Raw genomic sequence first — 22,812 nt, forward strand, 5'->3', positions numbered from 1 at the left:
TCGCCTTCTATTAATGAAATCGATTTCACAAAATAGCCCAAAAATAAGCTTTTTCAAGCTATTTTAAGCTTTATTACACCAATTTAAGCAAAACACCTGATGCGCATCTGCACATCAGGTGTTACTAGAACCTATTAATTCCCTTTTGGATCTCCATGCTCAGGCTTATGTTTGCCATCTGCAATATCCCCACGTACAATGCCAAAGCCGTTTGTACCAATATACACACGACCGAATTCACGTGGATCACCTGTTATGGCTTGTGTAGCATTTGCATACTGATGCAGGTCGTCGTTAATCCGGATCCAGCTGCGGCCAGCATCATCGGAACGATAGAAGCCAAATTTTCCATTGATTCGGCCATTCATATAGATCGCCATGTATGATTTACCTGGAGCCGCTTTACCAAAGCCGATCATCGCGGCTTCCTGTACATTTTTCAGCTTCGTGAAGGTTGCACCCGAATCGGTAGAATGGAATACTCCATATGCGCTTTCTGTATTCGTGTTGTCTTTTGCGGCTACTAGCCAAATATCACCTTCAACACCTGGCACCGCTTTGAACTTACTATTCACTTTCGAAGGAAGTCCAGCTGCTTTAGCCGACTTCATGAATGTCGCGCCGCCATCCGTACTGACATAGAACGCGCTATTCGCATATGCATAGAACTTGGATGGATTCACCCGATCAGATGATACCATCGCACCTTCCGGAATACCTGCCGAAAAGGACCATGTTTGACCGTTATTCGTTGAATAACTTACTGGTCTGCTGATATCCGCAGAAGCACTCTTTGGTGCCCATACGATTGTACTTCCGTTTGCACCAACAGCAACTGTACCGCCTTGTGTCTTATCGCCGTCCGCATCCGTCCATGCATTTGCAGCAGGCGTCCACGTTACACCGTTATCCATAGAAACACCCATGCGGGCATCTTTATTTTCCGCGTTGCCTACCCGTACGATCAGCTTTGGATTAAGCTCTGCATAATCCAGATCCGTGCTGGTGCCAATATAAGGATTCGTAATCATCGTTGGTGCGGTATCCAGATCCTCATGCCGGAATCCGCCAATATCACCCATTGAGCTAATGAGATGAGCACCTTCTGGTGGACTAATAAGTCCAAGAACTGCGGTTTCCTCAATTCCTTGGGCGTTAACGGAGAGTTTAACCTTGTCACCGTTATCGCGATCCAATGCCGTCAGATTGTCAGAAGCAAACAGAGTAGCTCCTGTTCCATAGAGCAGGCGATCGGGGTTAAAAGGATCTATCTCCAGATCACCAATCATCCAGCCCATTTTGGGATTTTGCTCAACATCCGTAGGATTAAACGTTTTACCCCAATCCAGCCAGGGTGCTTTGGAATAATCCAGATCATATTTGTTAACTCTTGACCATCCTTCGCCCATCGTCCACAACGATGTCCATGTAGCACCGCCATCTGTGCTGCGGAAAATATGCTCATCCGGCCACCACATATTCATAGTCGCAACCATAATGGTGTTGGGGTTAGAAGGATCTACTGCTAGTCCACCAAATGGATAGGACGGAACCGCATTAGCATCTGCAGGAGCAATAACAGCTGGACTGATATTCGTCCATTCCCCGCTTATCGTATCGTACTTCCAGACCGAGCCTGCTTTTGTCCCATTCCCTGCTGCACCATCATAAGGACCAATCGCACTGTTGTATGTGATATACAGCTTCCCATCTGAAGCTAATACACCATGATGTGGGACGAAGCCTTCATTAGGCTGTCCTTCCACTGGCGCCCAGGTGACCCCGCCGTCCGTACTTTTATAGATGCTCTTCTCCGTATCCGCTACACCAACATAAATCGTTTGAGTCGTTTGCGCATTTTTCTTATTCTTTTTATCCGCCTTCTTCCCTGTACTTGGATCAAATGCAACCCATACAGGCCCTACTTGGCCGCCGTAATAATCTTTTACATTTTGCCCGGCTGTGAAGCTTGTCACCTTACGCCAGGTGGCGCCATAATCGGTGCTTCTCCATAACCCGTTACCGTTACGTGCTCCAAAGTACAGAACGCTATTATTGTTCGGATCAATCACAAGACGTTCGCCCATCGAGCGACCCGGCATGTTGCCGCCGAATTTAAATGGCAGTACGGTCTTTTTCCAAGTCTCTCCTTTATCTGTGGAGCGCAGCATGACGCCGTTCTGATCTGTAAAATCATTCGAGTATGTGCCTGCAGCGATGTAGACTCGGTTTGGATCTACCGGGTCAGTCGCGAGACTCTCTACACCAGCCATATTCCATTCATCAAATCCTACCCAATCGAGCAGCTGCTTCCAGGAGTTCGTCTGTTTGTTCCAGCGGTATGCGCCGCCCATGTCCGTTCTGACGTAGACGAGGTCTTTCTCGGATGGGTTGTAAATAATCCCGGGGATAAAGCCTCCTCCAACCGTTTCTACTCTGCCCCAATCATAGCTTTGCGTTTTTGTGCCTGACGAGGCCATAACCATAACCGCATTGCCACCAAGACTGATTACTAGCGCGATAATAGCGATAAACCCTACAACCTTTTTCCTCATTACACCTTCTCCTCTGTAATTGGATTCATTTAGCACATTAAATGAAAACGCTTTCTTAAAGTGCCGTTGTTATCGTACAATGGATTCCACCCCAATAATACCCTTGGATTTATATGTAAAATCAGATATTTATTTGACATTCATACCTAATCGGCAAAAAAAAGCTATTCCCGAGTGGTCAACCATTCGGGAAAGCTTTTCTCACCATGTTATTGATTAATTGATTTGAACAAAATATCCGTATGGTAATAATGCGAACCAGGTGTACTTGTTTCTTCGGAAGCAACTGGCAGCACATACAATTGCAGCTGATCATCCGTCTTCTCGATCTCGATAATGAGTGGATTATCGCCTTTTTTCAATTGAACGACTGCACCTTTCGACTTAGGAGCCCGGTGGTAGGCCGGCATAAATACCGTTGCTTCCTGTGCGTTGATAATTTGCTCGCCATTAAGCACAGCCCGAACAGGTGATGTGGTACTAGCCAGGAGTAGAATCTCGCGGTCATCCGGAGAATATAGCAGCGTTTCTGCACGATAGACTCCTTTAGCCTCCGTGTTTAACACCTTCTCAAAATCTACGAGATTGCCTGCTATATTCACATCAACACCATCATTGGACAAAGGTGAATAGAGCTTCCAAGAAGCCTTCGCCACCAGTGAGAAGATAACCTTGTCCGTATTCCAAATATGTCCGTCATGATCACGCTCAATCACAAGTGCAAGCTCATAGGATGGTCGCAACTCAGCATCTGAAGTAGCCTGCGTCTCCCATAGGAATGATTCTCCCGCAGGCAGCGTAAAAGCACTTTGTTCAGTCTTCGTCCAGCCTTCAGGTGTGCTCAGCGATAATCGGCCTGTCCATTTTTCACCCGTACGATTCGTTAATTGAAAACGAAGCTGGTGTTTATCATGAGGGCCCATTACAGGTAACTGGTCTTGGTATTGGATCTCTACTTCAATGCCATGCTCGGCCATCGTTCCCTGCGGCACGATACAACGATTCTTTTTAAAATCCTGACTCTGTACCTTCAAAGTCGAGGCTGTTGGCTTCAGCAAACTTGGTTCAATTGAAGTCGTCTGATCTCTACGGATATCAACTGGAGAATCCCATACAGCCAATACCTCTTTTGCTGCTCGAATTGTACGTCGAGTAAGCTCGTCAAGATCTGCTGGAACTGGAAAGCCTTTAATGGGTGGACTCACGACTACTTTATCTCCAATGGGCTCAATCCAATTGGCCGGAAGTGAATCAGCACCGCCGATGATGCCTAAGATCGCTCCCAGCGTAGCAGCTGTGCAATCCGTATCATAACCGCAGTTAACTGCTTTCAATATGGCGTCTCCAAAGTCCTCTCCATACAGCCAGCCTAGAATGGTGAATGCGATATTTTGCGGAGCATCTGTAAAGTTATCGCTGCCATGATGCTCTAGAACCAAGGCACGAGCTTCCAGCCAATCCTTGCCTTCCCGATGCCAATTGATTAAATCCTTCACAGCAAGTGCCGTACGGCAGTCAATAGGAATATAACTTAGTCCAATCTGAATCAGAGTATCACGGTCACTTTCAGCAAAGGCAGCGCTTTCAATTGCAGCGAAGAACATTTCACCATAAACGCCTTCTCCACCCGCGTGATCCAGAATCGCATCCTGGTAAGCATAATGGGCCGCAATATTAGGCGCACAAGGAGCAACCATCGCCCACAGCTCCGAACGGATTGGCGAGCCCATACAGTCTACAAACGGATTGTTGAACGAGCCTGCTACCGGAGGAATAAGTCCCCTGCGAAGATTGGTCAGCGCATACCCATATTCATCATACGGGAAAAACACATGCTCCAGCCATTCCTGACCTAGCTCTTTGGCCGTCATTCGAGCGCCATGTCGCTCAATGGCATGCAGCGCGACTAATTGCAGGTCGAGGTCATCATTTGCCAATGGCAGATTTTTAAGCTCCGGATAAAAATCAAGCTCCAAAATCTCCATTTTACCTTCAACAGGGCCGCCTAACGTCCCCCCGATATTTTTCCCCATCCAGCCGCCGTACACTTTCTGGTAAAACTCTTCCTCGTTTAATACATTTCTGCTCATTCTGGTCTAGCCCCTCTCGATTGGTAGGACTAAGGATATTACAAACGGTGGATAGCTAAGTACTTACAAGCCCGCGTGGATCAAGAAGCTTCGTCTGTTCATCCAACTGCGGGGAAGAATACCAATCATTCTGTTCAATATGGGAGCCATATTTGATTGTATGAATGACCGATTTAGAAGACAGATAAATGTTGTGATGAATGTACGGGGTGATCATTACGCTCTCGCCTTCTTTTAAAACGGTTATTTTCAATTGGCCATTATGTATTTCTGCATAAACCATCCAACCTGCTTGAACGACATAGAGCTCAGAGGAGGATTGATGATAATGACTATTTTGCCAGCCGCCTGCATCAGAAGCTTCGGTTCGACAATAGGAGCTGCCGTCTGTCGAACAATTCAGTCTGTACCTTCGCTCGCCATTATCCATCCTGTCATGTCTCGGTTCTATGCCTCTCGAAATGGCTTCCTCTTCTGAAATCCTCTGCAATCCACATCACTCCGTAAATGTAATCGCTAACACTTCTACTTCAATGTACCATAAATAAAGAGAAGGTAGTCATATCAAAATAGAATGACGCCTAGACAAATTGTCCAAGCGTCATTTTTTTGTTCTAATTCCCCGCATTATTAGCAGCCTTCTGTATGGCGTGCATCCCAATAATGACTGCTACAAGCTCATAAGAGTCGAGAAATTCACATTGATTATCCAATAGAAAAGCACCTGACGATAACCACCCGTTAATCTGTTTAAACTGGGCGACAACGTTTTCAGAATCATCTATAATCTCATATTCCTTCGAAAATGCAGGAGAGATAATCTCGTAGCTGCCCCGTCCAATCGTCTCATAGGTGTACTTCTTAGAGAAGAACGTAAGCCTGCTTCTCAGTATGCCTATTTGCTCCCCATCGGCTCCGTTCACTTCCCATTTGCCTGAAAAGAAAGGAAATCTCCCGTTATACAGCAGCTCGTCATTTGGCCCATAAATATCAATTGCAGATCCAAATGAACTTCTAAGATCAAGATGTCCAACTTTCCCTTCTTGTTCATCCAGAATCTCCGTTAAGCCGGCATTCCAAAAATTATCGCGAAAGTATAATTGCATGTTACTCGCCCCTTTGATGTATAGTCCCGAGCTGCTTATATTATTGATTACGGCTCTTGTAGGAGAAATGTTGCATACACTTTCGAAAATCCGCTAACTAATAACCTTCTTGAAATCTACCAACTTACAAAATAGGAATATAAATATCCGCGTTGTTCATATTCTGCTCTTCACCAAAGCGGTACACTTCGAGAGCTAGTGATCTAGTATTGTTAGTAAGATTCATAGATTCCAGAGATGACTGAATTAACTCATACGGATTTTGATCAGCAGATCGCACTTTCGCATAACGCTGGCTTGGCATTGAAAAACCGATCATTCCTTCCGGAACTTCGCCGATGCTGGTCACTTCCATGCAATAAATATAGGTAAACAGATAGTCATTGGCGAAATGAGGGCAAACATAGGCTTTTGAATCTACCATTCCCTCAATCTCATCTAGCCTGGACAGAAATACTTGAAAAGTTTTCTGAATAGCCTCAGGGTCTACTCGCTTGAAAGCATTTGTTACAGCTACTCCAATAAAATGCTTCTCACTTAGCGTAACAATCTCGACCTGTACAGCCTGCTGATCACTAGACATTAGACTCTCTCCTCCTCCCTTTTATTTGGATAAAGCGGCTCCAATGTCACATTCAGCTTATCCGCCACTAAGGTATAGAACTCAGGAAAACGTGGATCCGATGGGCTTGGAATCTCTTCAAAGGTTCGTATCATTAGCCCCGCGGAACCAATTGCGCTTAGAATGTCCCCCACCGTCCAACCACGGCCCAGCACCTTCCCGAGTCCAGACTGTTCTTCCTCAGGCAACAGCTTTGCGAACGCTACGTCACCTTCTCTAACGGAATGATCAAAATAATTCCCGGTTGGCTCATTCAAGTTATATGTACTAGCCCAAGCTCTGGCGAAGGGATGGAAGTCCGTCAGCAGCAATCGGCCATGAGGACGTAACCGACGGCGGACTACTTCAAAGATGTCCCCAAGATCCGTGAAATAATGCAATATCCCGAATTCCATCAGTACGTAATCATATTCGCCTAAAGTATCTTCATCGGGAATGCTCAGTACATCAGAACAAATATATTTCAGTTCCACCCCAACTGCTGCTGCAACATCAAGGGCATATCGCTGATTTTCTTCCGATAAATCAACAACGGTAACCTCTGCACCACGCATGGCTAGTGAGATTGCTTTCCTCCCATGCGAGCCTAACAGATTAAGAATCCGTTTCCCTTCTGGATCTCCGATATATTTCAGCCAATAACGCAAATGATGACTGCCGGTCTGTTTTAAGGTCTCTGCTAATTGTTCAGGAGTGCCATAATGCCGAACCCAAGCTTGATAGGCTTTCGTATCCCAAGCGATTTTATTTGCCTTAACCAGTTCTTCCTGCATTCTTTACACATCTCCTCAAATTCCATATGTTTACAATCTATTATAAACGACAATATTGCTATAAAAAAAGAAGAAATCCGCTTAGTATCACGGATTTCTTCACCATTTTATTTTAAAATTTACGCTGACTTACGACTTCCGCAGCTCTCTCCTGAGTAAAGATATCTTCCGGTGGAACCATACGTTTCGGAAGAGTCCGGCCAGCCATAATTTCCTTAGCAGCCTGCATAAGCTGAGGACCTAAGAGCGGATTACACTCTACAACAGCGTTTAATTTACCAGCTGCAAGCTCTTCAAGTGCTTTCCTGGAACCATCAACGGAGATGACAACAATATCGATGCCCGGCTTAAGACCTGCTTCCTCAATCGATTCAATTGCACCAAGAGCCATATCATCATTATGGGCGAATAACACCTGCGGCCTCTCATCTTGAGGAACGTTCAGGAAGCTGCGCATAACTTCCCTGCCCTTCTCTTCCGTAAAGTCTGCAGGGGCACTTTGCGTAATGACCATATCTTCTCTAGCCGCAATAATACTGCGAAACCCCTCTCCCCTCTGTATTGAAGGAGTTGAGCCTTTGGTTCCCTGCAGCTCGGCAATCCGGATTGGGCCAGTCTGGTTACGCATCCGGTCGATCAAATATTTCCCGGCTTTTACTCCCTCTTCATACAAGTTCGAACCGATCGTTGTCACAAAGAGAGAGGTATCCTTCACATTAACAGATCGGTCAAGGATAACTACAGGAATACCTGCTTGTTTGATTTCCTTCAGGATGTCTTCCCAGCCGGATTCAACAACCGGAGCGATTGCAATGACATCAACCTTCATCTGGATAAAAGAACGGATCGCTTCGAATTGCTTCGTTTGAGACTGATCTGCATTTTTTATAACCAATTGAATGCCAGATTCAGCTGCTGCATCCTGGACGGATGCAGTATTGGCCAGCCGCCATGCACTCTCGCTTCCTAGTTGAGAGAACCCCAGCGTAATAGGCTTTTCCTGCTTCACCTTAGAGGCGGATGTTTTGAGCCAATCACTGATGGCCGGAGGCTCCTCGCTGTCTATGGATTGTACGGGGGCTGGAGCTTCACCGCCGGAAGTGCAGCCTTGCAGCATGAATAGTAAGAATATGCCTAGCACTAGATAAACAAGCTGCTTCATGCTCCGCCCCCTTTATTTCTAATAGATTGTCACGATTTTAGCGTTACCCGTCGATCACTTAATAGTCTCTGGAAGAGTATAAATACAAACAATAATAAACCAATTACGATTTTGGTCCACCAAGAGCTTAGTGTTCCTTCAAAACTAATTATAGTTTGGATAACCCCTTGTATCAATACACCGATGAACGTACCTGCGACATATCCAACACCACCGGTCAGGAGTGTTCCACCAATAACAACGGCAGCGATTGTATCCAACTCAAGTCCCATAGCATGCAGGCCATAACCGGACAGCATATAGAAGGTGAAGACTACTCCAGCAAGTGCCGAACAGAAGCCGCTGAACGTGTACACTAGAATTTTAGTTCTAGCAACCGGCAAGCCCATAAGCAAAGCCGATTGTTCGCTTCCACCGATCGCATAGACGTTACGTCCAAATCTCGTATAATGCGCTAAGAAGATTGCTGTTAGAACAACTACAAGCGCGATAATAACATTAATGGAGATAAAACTGCCGCCAGGTAGCGAGATTTTCGTCTGAGCGACTTTCGTGAAGAAGGAATTCGTTACCGTAATCGTATTAATGCTGATGATATAACAGATCCCGCGTGCTAAGAACATCCCAGCTAGAGTAACAATAAACGGCTGAATCTTGAAATAATGAATGATAGCCCCCAGTACAGTGCCAAACAATGCTCCTATAATGAGTACCAGCGGAATAACAACACCCGGCGACCAGCCCTGCTGCTCGACCAAGCTTGCACTTAGCATCGTTGTCAGCGCAATAACGGAGCCTACCGACAAGTCTATGCCGCCGGAAATAATAACAAAGGTCATCCCTACAGCTGTAATAATAAGAAAGGAATTATCGATCAGCAGATTATACAGCACCTGCGCGGAGAAAAATCCAGTGTAACGGAAGGAACCTGCAGCGAACATGGCTGCGAGCAAACCAAATGTCACTAGTATGGGAACGAATTTTCGATTAAGCATGGCGGGTAACCTCCTGTTCAGCAGGGTAATTCCGTTTCTTCCAGCGAGTCATAAGCGTCTTACGGAACGATTCGGATTGAATAAGACAAACGGCAAGGACAACAAAGGCTTTTACAACAAGCGTAATTTCGGGTGGAACTCCAATCATATAGATGGTTGTCGTTAGTGTCTGAATGATTAGCGCTCCAACTACCGTTCCCATCAAATAGAATCGACCGCCATTAAGCGAAGTGCCGCCGATAACAACAGCCAGAATCGCATCAAGCTCATACCATAGACCGGCGTTATTACCATCTGCACTGGACACATTCGAGCTTAGAATTAATCCCGCAATCCCAGCACATAATCCGCAGAATATATAAACGGTCAGGATAACTGTCTTGGAACGCAGCCCTGCCAGACGGCTTGCATTGGAATTGCTGCCTACCGATTCGATAAATAATCCAAGAGCAGTTCGCCGCGTCAAGAGGGAAGCGATAAGTAATACAGCCGCAACGATAAAAATAGAAAACGGCAAGGCAGCAAGCGATCCTGCGCCGATATATTCATAATTAGAGTTGGACACCGTAATAATTTGTCCGCTAGTAATCAATTGTGCGATACCGCGTCCGGCAACCATGAGAATAAGAGTCGCAATAATCGGCTGAATTCGGGTAACCGTAACGAGTACACCATTCCATACTCCAAGGATGATCGAAAGAACAATTGACGCACCAACTGCACCAAGAACAAGAAGGAGCGAGTTTTGATCGGTCCCTTTACTAATGGATAGACACGCCATCGCACCTGAGATAGCGACAATGGATCCAACGGATAAATCGATACCGCCAGTTGCAATCACAAGGGTCATCCCAATAGAAACAAGGATAAGAGGAGCTCCAAAATTAAGAATATCGATGAGACTGCCATACAAGTTACCCTGACGGACAACAATCGAGAAGAAATCCGGAGAATAGATTAAATTAAATATTAGTAAGGTGCCCAGCACAACTAACGGCCAGAACAAATAATGTTGATACAGCTTGCCTCGCATAGTATTATCCTCCTGCCATCGCTTGCATGATTTGCTGTTGATTGATCTCGCCGCTGCCTAATTCTTTCACTTTCGTGCGGTCACGCAGGATGGCAACACGGTCGCTCACCCGGATTACCTCTTCCATCTCAGATGAAATAAACAAGACAGACATTCCCTGCTTCGCTAAGGAAAGGACCAGCTTCTGAATTTCGGCCTTTGCCCCGATATCAATACCTCTTGTAGGTTCATCAAGAATAAGCAAATCCGGTTCTGTTAAAAGCCAGCGGGCAAGTAATACCTTTTGCTGATTGCCTCCGCTTAAATTTTTGATTAAATGCTCAGGGTTAGGCGGATTAATATTCAGCATTTTAATATATTGATCAGCAATCTCATCCTGCTTCTTGCGGGATAAGGGTCTAGACCATCCTCGTGTCGCTTGAAGGGCTAGAATAATATTTTCGCGTACGGTCAGGTCATCAATGATACCTTCTGTCTTACGGTTCTCTGAGCAAAAGGCAATTCCTTGATCAATCGCTTGTCTTGGTGACTTCACCGTGCTTCCAGATTCGGCAACAACCAGCTTACCTTCATCAGGCCGATCAACACCAAAGAGCAATCTTGCGATCTCTGTTCGTCCGGATCCCAGAAGACCGGCTAACCCCACCACTTCACCTTTGCGAATCTCCAGATTAAATGGCTTAATTGCACCTTTTCGTCCAAGCTCAGAGGCGGTAATCATCGTGTTTCCAACGCTCGATTTAGATTCTTCAGACAGCTTCGGCAGTTCTTCCAGCAGCTTAAGCTCCTTGCCTATCATCTTCAGTACCAGCTCGATCTTCGGAAGCTCGGCAGCAAGATATTCCCCTTCCAATTCCCCATTACGAAGCACTGTAATTCGATCGGACATCTCATAGACTTGATCGAGGAAATGGGTAACGAACAAGATGGCGAGTCCTTCACTCTTTAACTTCCGCATAATACTAAAAAGCTGCTGGACTTCGTTCTGATCAAGACTGGAGGTTGGTTCGTCCAGAATAAGCACTTTCGCAGAGATACTTAATGCACGAGCAATTGCGATCAGCTGTTGGATCGCGACCGAATAAGCATGAAGCGGCAATGTCACGTCAATCGACAGATTCAATCGCTCTTTAAGCAGCTGATCTGCGTCTTTATTCATCTTCTTCCACTGAATTTTGCCAAATTTCAAAGGCTCTCTTCCGATGAAAATATTTTCTGCTACGGTCAAATTGGGGCACAGATTCACTTCCTGATAAACCGTACTAATCCCGGCCTTCTGCGCCTCAAGTGGACCCGAGATAGAAACTGACTGATCCTCGATCGTAACCGAGCCTTCATCAATGGAGTAAACACCAGTCAACACTTTTATCAGGGTTGATTTACCCGCTCCATTTTCGCCCATCAAGGCATGAACTTCGCCGGGAAACAACCGGAAATCAACGTTAGATAATGCCTTTACCCCTGGGAATCGCTTCGTGATTCCTGCCATTTCTAATATTGGTACAAGCATGGATTCCTCTCCTTCTCCAGAAGAAAAAGCCACCCAGCGACGAAACTGGCCGATAGGTGGCTTCTTTCTTTTACTCGATTAGTACTGACGTGATGGCAAAGCTTCTTTCGCCTGCTCTGATGTGAAAGTTGATTCTTTCGTAACAATACGAGCATCAATCTCTTTACCGTCTACTACCGCTTGAACCGCTTCCATCAGCTGTGGTCCGAGCAGCGGGTTACATTCTACGATAAAGTTGATTTTGCCGTCAGCAGCAGCTTGCATACCGTCTTTCACCGCATCAACCGAGATAATAATGATGTCTTTGCCTGGAACAAGACCAGCAGCTTCAATCGCTTGAATAGCACCAAGAGCCATATCATCGTTGTGAGCATAGAGCACATCGATATCTTTATGTGCTTTCAGAAACGCCTGCATAACTTCTTTCCCTTTTGCACGCGTGAAGTCGCCTGTTTGGGAAGCAATGACTTTCAGCTTCGGATTCGAAGCGATGATTTCCTGGAAGCCTGCTTTACGGTCATTCGCCGGAGCAGAACCCGTAGTACCTTGAAGCTCAACGATATTCACGTCTTCTTGTGTATCTTTATATTGATCAACCAGCCATTGGCCGGCTTTCTTGCCTTCTTCAATAAAGTCAGAACCGATAAACGTTTTGTACAGGGAAGTATCCGCCGAATCTACTGCACGGTCCGTCAGGATAACCGGGATTCCCGCATCCTTTGCTTCTTTCAATACCGTATCCCAGCCCGATTCAACAACCGGCGAGAATGCGATGGCATCCACTTTTTGCTGGATAAAGGAACGAATCGCTTTAATTTGATTCTCTTGCTTCTGCTGAGCATCAGAGAACTTCAGATCGAAGCCAACTTCTTTGGCGGAATCTTGGATCGAGATCGTGTTAGCAGTACGCCAGCCGCTCTCTGCACCAACTTGAGAGAAGCCAAGTGTAATCTTCTTAGTACTTGTTGTATCGCCGCTTGTCTCTTCTTTCACCGCTGTTGTCTCAGCCGGCTTATTCGTTGCATTGGCCGTGTTGTTCGCATTGTTACCGCCATTGTTCCCACCGCAAGCGGTTACAATAGATACCATTACAGCGAGTGTGATTGCAAGTCCCCATCTTTTCTTTACTTTCATCTGGTTAATCCTCCCTTTAGTTCACCATGTTTGGCGTGCCTTAAGTATAGACCGCCTCCTCACTCACCTAATATGGAGTCCGTTTCGAGTTTGGTTTAGAATTTTTGGCATCTGCTTGTACATCATGAGAGTAAAGTGTAATTTTTTTCGCGAAAGGTGTACTATTCCGTGAATCTCTTAAATTCGTACAGAAACATGCTATAATGAAAAAAATTTATAAATTGTTAAGTGGAGGAACAATCTCATCATCTATATGGAGAGGAACAACTCATGAAGCTCATCAAGTGGATCACTTCAAGCCTTAGGGCCAAATTGTTGAGCATGTTTATTATTCTTACCGCAGTCCCCTTACTTGTGGTTGGACTTATCTCCTATCAGAAATCCTACAACACCGTATCCGATCATAGTAAAGCATCAACCCAGTTGGTTGCTGACCAACTAGCCCGCAATATGGACAATTTATTTGGGGATACCGAGAGAATATTGGAAATGGGGAAAAACCCGCAGGTGCTCCAGTTTCTGTACTCCCAATCTGAAACGTATGAGGATGCCAAATCAATTCTTCAGACCTTCAAGTTCTACCGTGAAACCTACAAGTATGACAAGGTCCTCAATATATCGATGGTGAACTTCTATGGCAAAGGCATCAGTGAACGGAAAGGTGTATTTCAGCTTGACCGTAACCCGCTTCGGAATCCGTACTTTCAATATTTAACCCAATATCCCGATGCCATATTAAGAATTCCGGAATCTGCTTACTCCGACCTTAATCGATTGGACGGCTTTACTTATCCAGGTCAGAATGCTCTATCCATTATTGCTGCAGTCAAGCAGCGTATCACTCATGAAGTCATTGGCTTTATCATCATTGATCTGAATGAAGCCATGATTGATGATTTTCTAGCGAATACCGTTATTGGCAAAACAGGCTTCTTCTATATTAATGATCATTATGGCGAGACAGTCTTCCAACCCCAATCTTCCAGTGCTTCTCGCACTATCCTGGAACAAATTGCAGAGGAGCCCATGACCGCGCAGAATGACAGCTTTGTTCTGTCAACCAAATCAAAGCCTCAATTTATTGTCTACAGCACTTCTGAGATCACTGGATGGAAAATTGTTGGTGTCGTTCCGTTTCAGGAGATTATTGCGGAAGCCAATGGGATCCGCCAGCTTATTATCGTAAGTGTAGTGCTTAGTGCAATCTTTGCTCTGACACTTTACTTCTTCCTGACTAACCGACTTACCTTACCGATTCAGATTCTGATGAACAAGATGCGGAAGGCTGCTAATGGCTACCTCGATGCGAAGGTTACACCAACAGGGACCGATGAGATTGCCGATCTTGGTAACAGCTTTAATATTATGATTGAAGAGATTAAGAGCTTAATCGACAAAAACAGGCGTGAACAGGAACAAAAGCAGATGGCTGAGCTTCGAACCCTCCAAGCTCAAATTAACCCTCATTTTTTGTATAACACCTTAGATTCGATTATTTGGATGGCTGAAGCGGAGAAAAAAGAAAGCGTTATCAAGTTGGTTAAAGCTTTATCTCGGTTCTTCCGTCTTAGTTTGAACAAAGGCCGTGATTGGGTATCGATTAAGACGGAACTCGAGCATGCACATAATTATTTGGTCATTCAGCAAATGAGATATCATGATATTTTGCAATATGAGATGGACGTTGATCCTGAGCTGCAAGTTTATCCGATTATGAAAATGACCCTGCAGCCGTTGATTGAGAATGCGATCTACCACGGCATCAAAAACAAACGCGGCCAAGGCTTGATTCGGATTGTTGGTTACGCCCAGGATCGGGATATTATTCTGACCATTGAAGACAATGGGATCGGGATGACTCCAGAGAGGCTCGCACAGCTGCAGGAGGAACTGGAGATGCCGATTGATTCTCTTACTCCCAAGCAGGACGACGATGAAGGCGGATTTGGTCTGCTAAATGTCCATCATCGTATACGATTATATTTCGGCCTGCCTTACGGCATTGAAATGGAAAGTATTCATAAAGAAGGCAGTAAAATATCGATTCGCATTCCAAAAAAATAAGGATGGTCATAACGATGAAAAAAGTGATGATCGTTGATGATGAGATTTTGATCCGGGAAAATATCCGGAATTGTGTGGACTGGACGAAGGAAGGATTCATCTATTGCGGTGATGCCTCTGATGGAGAAGTTGCCCTGCCTCTGATTGAGGAATATCAACCGGATATTCTCATTACCGATATCAAGATGCCTTTTATGGACGGACTGGAATTAACCGCAATTGTTCGTAAACAGATGCCTAATATGAAAGTAATCATAATGAGCGGTCATGATGAATTTCGTTATGCGCAAGATGCGATTCGGCTTGGCGTTGAGGACTACTGCCTGAAACCAATCAGCGCATCAGAGCTCATTCAGATCCTTCAGAAGGTAAGCGCCAAAATTGACGAGGAGCAGAAACGGCAAAAGAGTCAGTCTATAACAAAGGAACGATTATTAGCCGACTTATGCGGAGGATTAATTGGCACTTTGGAGGCCATTGAATCTGCCAAGGAGCTGAACGTTTCATTGTCTTCCCGCTTCTATTCAGTGGCGATTCTGGATATTAGGTGTAAAGATTCGGCGGATTCCATGACGATTACAAGCATACGAAATGAACTTGAACGACAGTTGGCACCGCTGGTTGAATGTTTATCCTTCTTCCGCAGCCGAACGGAGCTCGTCTGTATCTTGAAGGGCAATACGGCAGATGACATTGCGAGCGAACTAAAAGCTGTCAGCGGCAAGATCCGTACAGAGCTCGAAAACCAATTTGGTGTTGAGATTTACACTGGTATCGGCAGCTTGCAGGAACGTATTCAAGGTATTCATTTCTCCTATCTAGAAGCTGAGGAGGATAAATATATTAACCGATTAACGGAGCTCAACAAAGCAACATTAAGCGAGTTCCATGTATCCGTCGATATTGTACTCGACCGCCATATGTTTCTTGAGTTTCTGAAGATTGGTGTTCCTGCCCAAAGAGATTCATTCGTCCGTGAATTCGCGGTGGAATTAAAGCAATTGAATTGGAAGGCCTCCCCTTACGGCTTCTACCTGTTAAATGATCTTACCTTAGAAGCGTATCGTGTTGCCAAGCAGTCATTCCGAACGGGAGTAGATCCTAGCGGCAGTATAGGCTGTCTGCAGCAGGAGATTAAGAAAATTGTTGCCTGGGAAGATTGCTGCGAATACCTTTGTAATCTGTATCAGGAGCTGTGGCAATGGCGGGCAGAATCATCCGATAAATATGGGGATGTCATCAATCAGGTTAAAGAGTACGTCATGAGTCATTATAACAATGAACAGTTATCCTTGAAGGTCATAGCCAATCATGTCCGGATCAGCCCTAGCCATCTAAGTAAAGTATTCAGTCAGGAAACTGGACAGACGCTTACCGAATATTTAACACAGATCAGAATTAGCAAAGCAATGGAGCTGCTCAAGACAACTCGCAGCAAATCTTTTGAGATTGCATTCGAAGTCGGCTACAATGATCCACATTATTTCTCCAATCTATTTAAAAAAATGACGGGCATGACCCCAAAAGAATACCGGAATCAAGGAGCCGATGATCGCAAAGGCAGGCTGCAGGAATTAGAAAAGGATGAAACGGCATGATTCGTAACCGCAAGCTGACTATGATTAGCCTCGCTGCTATCATGATCGCTGTATTAAGTGGTTGTTTCAGCGGCGGGAGTGATGATCGCCTGCAATCTCAAGCTGAGAACTCACCTTCTCCTTCTAATGCCAGCCATTCCAAAACAAAAACCTTTGGCATTATTTATCCCATGACCTATCCGACTTATGAAATGATTACCCTTACAGCAAGCGAGACAGCAGATAACAATAATGTGGCACTTATCGTAAATGCCCCGGATGAAGCAAATACGGAACAACAGATCCGCATTATGGAATCCATGATCAAACAGGAGATCGATGGGATCGCGATCTCGCCTGTAGATTCTGAAGCCTTAACTCCGGTTATTAATAAAGCATTGGCTGCAGGAATACCCGTTGTTACCTTTGAATCGGATGCTCCAGACAGTCATCGAACTGCTTATATTGGGGCGGATAACTTTCTGACAGGCAGGCAAAGTGCGATGACCATCAGTCACCTGCTTGGCAACAAAGGGATGATTATCGTAGAGAATGGCATGGAGGAAATGCTGGGGATGAAACAACGTCTACAAGGCTTCTTAGATTATCTGAACCATGAATCTTCCATTGATGTTCTTGAGGTCCATCATAACAAAGGCAGTGAAGATCAAGCGATGAATGATATCGAGAGTATGATTGACGCTCATCCTCAGTTCGATGCAATGGTGGGACTTGATTATATTTCTGCATCCGCTTCTACGCTTATTTGGAAAGCCAAAGGGTTAAATCGACTGGCTATATCGATGGGAGTCACCACAACCGCTAATGATGCTTTAATCAACGGCCAGCTTGCTGCTGTTATTTCGCAGAACGAAGCGGATTGGGGCAAAATGATTCTTGAAACCTTGCTCCAAGCGAGCAATGGGGAGCAGGTTGATTCGTTTATCGATACTGGTATAAAGGAAGTTAACAAAGCACATCTGGAATAATAAGAAAACGGCGGGTTCCCGAGGGATCCCGCCGTTTTACTTAATCTTTTGTAAGTCTATACAATGCCGCTCCATGGGCTGGAATGTTAGCCGATAAAGTACCGGATACGATTCCGATATTTTCACCACTCCACAAGTTTTTCACACTCGCTGCTTCATTAAGACCCAAGTCACTGAAGGCCACAGAAACTTCCGCCGCTTCTTCACCTGTATTGAACAAAGCCGCATATCGTTCGCCATCAATACCTTCAGCCGCCCAAACAACACGGTCTCCAGCCCGCATTACTTGATGTGCCCCAAAGCTGTTGCGATGCAGATGCAGAACATCTTTATTCGTTAACAGCGATAACGTCCACTCATCATTATCACGCATCTCGCCGCCCATCATAAGAGGAGAACGGAATATCGACCAAAGAGTCATCATGGTCAGCTGCTCATCACGCGTAAAGTTCGTCATCCGGTCAGGATGCGAGCATCGAACACCAATTCGTCCAAGCGGGAGCATATCGCAGTCCGGCCAATTGCCTGGCTTGGGACGGCCCTCCCACGTTTTGCAGCGATCGAACATGTCCAGAAGAAGCGGCCAACGATCCCAGAAATCATCAGTCATCCGCCATAAATTCGCATTGTCTTCCAGGAAATCAGCATGCTTCACTGGTGCTGGACCTGGCGAGAGGCTAAGGACAATAGGACGTCCAACATGATCAATTGCTTTACGAATCAGTTCGATTTCTCCAAGATGTGCCCCGCCATGCAGCCAGGAATCGGCAATGTCATCCACTTTGATATAGTCAACGCCCCACTCCGCGTACATCTCGAAGAGCGAATTATAATACTCTTGCGCGCCTTCTTTGGATGCATCTACACCATACATATCCGTATTCCATCCGCAGAAGGAGCAGGTATGGGCGATATCGCGAGCTGTCATATTTGTACCTTTAATTGGTGTATTATCATGAACAGCCTGTCGTGGGATACCACGCATAATATGAATGCCAAACTTTAATCCAAGGCTATGTACATAATCCGATAGGGGCTTGAAGCCTTGTCCACCTTCCGAAGACGGGAATCGATTTACAGCTGGAATAAGCCGTGAGTAATTATCCATTTCCAGTCTAACGAAAGGACGGTACAAATCCGATACTGCTCCTGGCTCATACCATTGGATATCAACAACAACATATTCCCATCCAAAGGCTTTAAGATTGTCCGCCATATAGTCAGCATTGCCGCGAACTTCCTCTTCCCTTACGGTTGCTCCGTAACAATCCCAACTATTCCAACCCATCGGTGGTGTCTGTGCAAAAGTATGATGATTCATATAGATGAAATCCTCCTGTATACGTAATAGAAATGAATTGCTCTTATACTTCTATATTACGTCCAAGAAGAATCAGGTTTCAACAGTAATCTAGCATCAATCATAGTAATATATTGCGGTTTATTAAGCTTAATTTTCTAATCTAAGTAGACATGATTATAATTGACGCCAATACGGAAATTCCCTGGAGTCTCCCCTGCGATCTTCCGAAACCATTTAATAAAATAACTCCCGCCGGAATAACCAACCTGTTCTGCAATCCGCTCTATACTCCATTCCGTCTCACGCAGTAAACGCATGGCTGCCTTAATCCGAACCTGATTCAAATAATGGTTAGGCGACATGCCAACGGTCTTCGAAAATACTCGCAGCAGATGATATTTGGACAGGTCCAGCTTATCGGCTAATTGATCGAGACTAATCATATTCTCGTAGTGAGTATCCATATATTCTACCGCTTCATTCACCTTCTGCGGCCATTCGTTACGGTCATCCTCTGATGTGAGCGCAAACCGGCAAAGCTCAGAGATGAATTGATAAACATAAGAAGATGCCGAATAAAGCTCTTTAATCCGCCCTGCCTGCGCTTCTTCCCACATTCTTTGCAGTAAGCGGATCGGTCTGCTCGAAGGCGGTAAAGTGGGTGTCTCCCCGAGATGCTTCTTCGCTTCCTCCCAGTTTGGCAGAATTAAGGACGGTCGAATAAGCACATACACAAAGGCCCAATGAGACCCGCCTTTCGGAAAATAATAACGGTGATTCCCTGGAATTTCGGTCATAAAGGCTTGTCCCGCCTTAATGCGATAAGTCTCTTTGTCCGTCTCAAAGATTCCTTCTCCATCCAATGTATATTGGAACAATAGCAGCGGACCATCTGTCCGGGTTAATCCGTCCCAACGGTATAGCGGATCGTTTATAATATCCCTGCCGAGCGCAAACAAATTGCAAAGTGCTAATTGGTCAGGTGTTGTGAAGCGAAATCCAAACGTTCCAGTCTCGTTGTTCATCGCCTAACCTCCACTCACTTAATCCATCCAATTTAGTTGACGCGCCGCAGCTAATGCCTGAGTCCTTGATGAAACCCCAAGCTTCGCGTAGACCCGGGATAAATACACTTTAACGGTACCCTCGGTCAAAGCCAGCTTAGCGGCAATTTGCCGATTAGGAGCACCTTGTGCAAGCAATTGTAAAATATAACTCTCCTGCTCGGTCAAGGTCTCAACCAAAGGGGTCATTGCTTGAGGAGCAGATATCTCTTGTTCAGGGAAGCAGTCTAGCAGCTTGGCTAAATAATCAAGCGTAACGCCTTGCAAGATGTCGTGTCCGGAATCGCGATGACGCTGCTCCACATAGGATAGCAGCAGTTTTTTCATCAGCGGCCCTTCATCAACAAAGCTTCGAATATAGCCGTTTGACTCGCCAATAACCAGCGCTTCATGTAATTGCTGAATCGCTGCCCCACGATTGCCTCGTTGAAATTCTGCAAGGGCTTGCACGATGCTGATCTCCGCCAGAACGAGAAAACAATGCTCCTGCTCAGTACCTGCCTTGATCCAGTCAAGCTGCCGCATGGCTTCCCCCATTTTACCTTGAGCGGTCAGAATCCGTGCATATACCGTATATTCGGACCAACGGTTTGAGGCCGGTTGGATCCTGTTGGATAGACGAAGCTGTGAAATCTCGGCTTTTGCTTCGGCCAAATTATCTTCTTTCAGATAGAGATGAGCACGATTCGCCCGAAGTGGATAGAGCCAATGGTATTCTCCTAGTTGCTCAGCCAACTGAACGGCCTCGTCGATTGCTTCATGAGCCTGCAGAAATTGTCCTGAAGCAGCATGTATGCGCGCAAGCGTAATCCGGTTTGGCACAAACAAGCCTGCTGTTTGTCTAGCACGATCGGACTGCTCTATTTTCCTAACTAATTGTAGACTATCACTTAGTCTGTTCCATTCGTAATAACCTTCGCATAACGCTTGTACAACGTACAGATTGATTAGGGAATGACCCCAGCCATGCCGTTCCAGCACGGATACAAAACGCTGCCCAATTCTCTCTGTGTCTGCAGATAGGACTCCTTTTAAACCAAAGGCGGTTCGTCTTACAAGTGGCTCAATCATATTGTAGTTAAAATTATAGAAGATGGGATCCTCCGGCAGCACTCCATGAAGACGATATCCAACAAACGAATCCCACTGCTCGTAACGGCCGGTATAAAAGAGCAGGTTCGATTGAAGGAACAGCATTCCACCTTTGAGCGGCTCAAGCTCTTCAGCGAGCTCTGATTGCTCATATTTCAGTTCCAGCTTCTCAACGGTTTCTGCGGAAAAATGCATTTGCCCCATCAACATAAACGCAAAAGCCTGATACATCAATAATCTCGCTGTTAACGGAACATGAGCGGCAACTAATTGAATACGTTCAAGCAAAGAAGCAAGCTCTCCTTGCTTAAGTGCATCCGAAATATACGCCTCCAGCCTCTCTGCTGCTAAGTTGTATCTTTCACTTGTGATGGCATGATCAATCGCTTTATCCAGCATTCCTCGTTCAACAAAAGCCAAGCTTGCCGCATGATGATAGTCCAGCCATAGCTTGCGGCTTCGTGAACGCAGACGGTTCCTAAGAAATTCGGCAAACAAAGAATGATATCGCACCCAACCATTACGGTCATCAAGCCGAATCACGAATAAATTCAAAGCACGCAGCCTCTCCAGCATGTCCCTGCTGTCAGAACGGCCAAAGGCTTGGTCGCAAACTTCTGCATCCATTCGATCAAATACACAGGTTTGCAGCAAAAAGTCCGTTAGCTCTGACGGCAGCTTATCGAGCACTTCCTGGAACAGATACGAGGAGACCTTATCATTGCTGCCATCAAAGCCTACGATTATGCGGTCTATATCCTGCTGTGCTTGAAGCGAGATCGAGGCCAGTTGAAGGCCAACTATCCATCCTTCTGTCTTTTCAAACAGCTTATTTGCATGCCTTTGCTCAAGTACAATTCCCGCTACTTTACAGAATTGATGTGTCTCTTCTTGCGTAAATTGCAGCTGCTGCATGCCGATATCAGTCCGCTCTCCTCTTGCCAGCCATTTGGCTGCGTCGAAGGAGATTTCTCCACGACTTGCAATAATAATCCGATGATGAACCGGCAAGTACTCGATAAAGTAAGTTAAGCTGCTATGTATATCTTCAAGCTGAAGATGATGATAGTCATCCAGCACAAGAGTAATCGGCTCTTGCACAGCTGTAAGCTCATTTAATAAAGTGTCAATAACCGCGTTAAGCGTTGTTCCTGCCACTAGAGCAGCAACAACGGAAAGCGATTCAACCAAGGATGGCGGCCCCGATTCGATGTAGGCATTTACAACATAACGCCAGAATCGGACGGGATCGTTATCTCTTTCGTCAAGCGATACCCACGCGGTTCGTATATTTGCAAGATGTGCCCACTGTGCAATTAACGTTGATTTGCCGGAACCTGCGGGAGCGCAAATCGTAATCAAACGTCCCTTCATGCCGTGCTCCAGCGACCCAAGCAGTCTCTCACGATGGACCAAATTTTCTTTTACAACAGGAAGCCTGATCTTTGTCTTTAATAGGATAGGTTCAGAGAATAACATACGATCTCCTTCAAGTCGGTTCTAGTACCTCTATTATACTGAAATTCAGACAGAAACTTCGACATTTTTTGCAGAGATTTAGGGAGGATATAAAACAAAAAAATGAAGATGTCTCCTTAGCCATTTTTGACTTTGGAAACATCCCCTGTTTTGTGCTGAGAACTATATACGTCAAGGTTAACGAATCTACATCACTCTATTTACTCAAAATCGATCGGTTTGAAATTCTAACTAATCAGCAAAAAAATAGTGGTGAAGGTTTAG

At 45.4% G+C, this 22,812-nt stretch carries 17 protein-coding genes; 3 read left to right on the plus strand and 14 right to left on the minus strand.

What is annotated here, in order from left to right; translation table 11 throughout:
• Positions 1-134 precede the first annotated feature (134 nt).
• The 11 genes from AC0YNT_RS22580 to AC0YNT_RS22630 form a co-directional block, all read right to left on the minus strand.
• Positions 135-2,555, minus strand: a complete 2,421-nt coding sequence (locus AC0YNT_RS22580) for a WD40/YVTN/BNR-like repeat-containing protein (RefSeq protein ID WP_475806627.1) — start codon at positions 2,553-2,555, stop codon at positions 135-137.
• Between the two features lie 209 nt (positions 2,556-2,764).
• Positions 2,765-4,645, minus strand: coding sequence for an ADP-ribosylglycohydrolase family protein (locus AC0YNT_RS22585; RefSeq protein WP_475806628.1), 1,881 nt, complete (start codon positions 4,643-4,645; stop codon positions 2,765-2,767).
• Positions 4,646-4,700: 55 nt separating this feature from the next.
• Positions 4,701-5,135 (minus strand): hypothetical protein, encoded by a 435-nt coding sequence (locus AC0YNT_RS22590; RefSeq protein WP_475806629.1) that lies wholly within the window; start codon positions 5,133-5,135, stop codon positions 4,701-4,703.
• Between the two features lie 124 nt (positions 5,136-5,259).
• On the minus strand, positions 5,260-5,751 hold the full coding sequence (locus AC0YNT_RS22595; RefSeq protein ID WP_475806630.1) for an LURP-one-related family protein: 492 nt from the start codon (positions 5,749-5,751) through the stop codon (positions 5,260-5,262).
• Positions 5,752-5,875: 124 nt separating this feature from the next.
• Positions 5,876-6,334, minus strand: a complete 459-nt coding sequence (locus tag AC0YNT_RS22600) for a GyrI-like domain-containing protein (protein ID WP_475806631.1) — start codon at positions 6,332-6,334, stop codon at positions 5,876-5,878.
• Positions 6,334-7,146 carry a class I SAM-dependent methyltransferase gene (locus AC0YNT_RS22605; RefSeq protein WP_475806632.1) on the minus strand — a complete coding sequence of 271 codons (813 nt, stop codon included), beginning with the start codon at positions 7,144-7,146 and terminating at the stop codon, positions 6,334-6,336. The genes AC0YNT_RS22600 and AC0YNT_RS22605 overlap by 1 nt, the downstream gene beginning before the upstream one ends.
• 112 nt (positions 7,147-7,258) lie before the next feature.
• Entirely contained in the window at positions 7,259-8,308 is a 1,050-nt protein-coding gene (locus tag AC0YNT_RS22610; RefSeq protein WP_475806633.1) for an ABC transporter substrate-binding protein, read from the minus strand.
• Between the two features lie 29 nt (positions 8,309-8,337).
• The gene (yjfF, locus tag AC0YNT_RS22615) at positions 8,338-9,303 is read right to left on the minus strand and encodes a galactofuranose ABC transporter, permease protein YjfF (protein ID WP_475806634.1); all 966 of its coding nucleotides are present in this window, start codon (positions 9,301-9,303) and stop codon (positions 8,338-8,340) included.
• On the minus strand, positions 9,296-10,336 hold the full coding sequence (locus AC0YNT_RS22620) for an ABC transporter permease (protein ID WP_475806635.1): 1,041 nt from the start codon (positions 10,334-10,336) through the stop codon (positions 9,296-9,298). Before AC0YNT_RS22620 ends, yjfF begins: the two co-directional genes overlap by 8 nt.
• A 4-nt stretch (positions 10,337-10,340) precedes the next feature.
• Entirely contained in the window at positions 10,341-11,846 is a 1,506-nt protein-coding gene (locus AC0YNT_RS22625) for a sugar ABC transporter ATP-binding protein (protein WP_475806636.1), read from the minus strand.
• Between the two features lie 78 nt (positions 11,847-11,924).
• Positions 11,925-12,980, minus strand: coding sequence for an ABC transporter substrate-binding protein (locus tag AC0YNT_RS22630; RefSeq protein ID WP_475806637.1), 1,056 nt, complete (start codon positions 12,978-12,980; stop codon positions 11,925-11,927).
• A 270-nt stretch (positions 12,981-13,250) separates the two neighbouring features.
• Between AC0YNT_RS22630 and AC0YNT_RS22635 the strand changes: the two genes are divergently transcribed.
• From AC0YNT_RS22635 to AC0YNT_RS22645, 3 genes are read left to right on the plus strand one after another with little or no spacing between them, the layout of a single operon-like run.
• Positions 13,251-15,044, plus strand: a complete 1,794-nt coding sequence (locus tag AC0YNT_RS22635; protein WP_167280853.1) for a sensor histidine kinase — start codon at positions 13,251-13,253, stop codon at positions 15,042-15,044.
• A 14-nt stretch (positions 15,045-15,058) separates the two neighbouring features.
• Positions 15,059-16,642, plus strand: coding sequence for a response regulator (locus tag AC0YNT_RS22640; protein ID WP_475806638.1), 1,584 nt, complete (start codon positions 15,059-15,061; stop codon positions 16,640-16,642).
• Positions 16,639-17,610, plus strand: coding sequence for a sugar ABC transporter substrate-binding protein (locus AC0YNT_RS22645; protein WP_475806639.1), 972 nt, complete (start codon positions 16,639-16,641; stop codon positions 17,608-17,610). The genes AC0YNT_RS22640 and AC0YNT_RS22645 overlap by 4 nt, the downstream gene beginning before the upstream one ends.
• A 40-nt stretch (positions 17,611-17,650) precedes the next feature.
• On the opposite strand, the gene AC0YNT_RS22650 is transcribed toward AC0YNT_RS22645, so the two are convergent.
• The 3 genes from AC0YNT_RS22650 to AC0YNT_RS22660 form a co-directional block, all read right to left on the minus strand.
• A complete protein-coding gene (locus AC0YNT_RS22650) occupies positions 17,651-18,931 on the minus strand; it encodes a glycoside hydrolase family 27 protein (protein WP_475806640.1) in 1,281 nt (426 codons plus the stop codon).
• 137 nt (positions 18,932-19,068) lie between these two features.
• The gene (locus AC0YNT_RS22655) at positions 19,069-19,938 is read right to left on the minus strand and encodes an AraC family transcriptional regulator (protein WP_475806641.1); all 870 of its coding nucleotides are present in this window, start codon (positions 19,936-19,938) and stop codon (positions 19,069-19,071) included.
• Positions 19,939-19,956: 18 nt separating this feature from the next.
• A complete protein-coding gene (locus tag AC0YNT_RS22660) occupies positions 19,957-22,548 on the minus strand; it encodes a winged helix-turn-helix domain-containing protein (RefSeq protein ID WP_475806642.1) in 2,592 nt (863 codons plus the stop codon).
• Positions 22,549-22,812: the final 264 nt, after the last annotated feature.

Source organism: Paenibacillus sp. J22R56 (assembly GCF_056269375.1).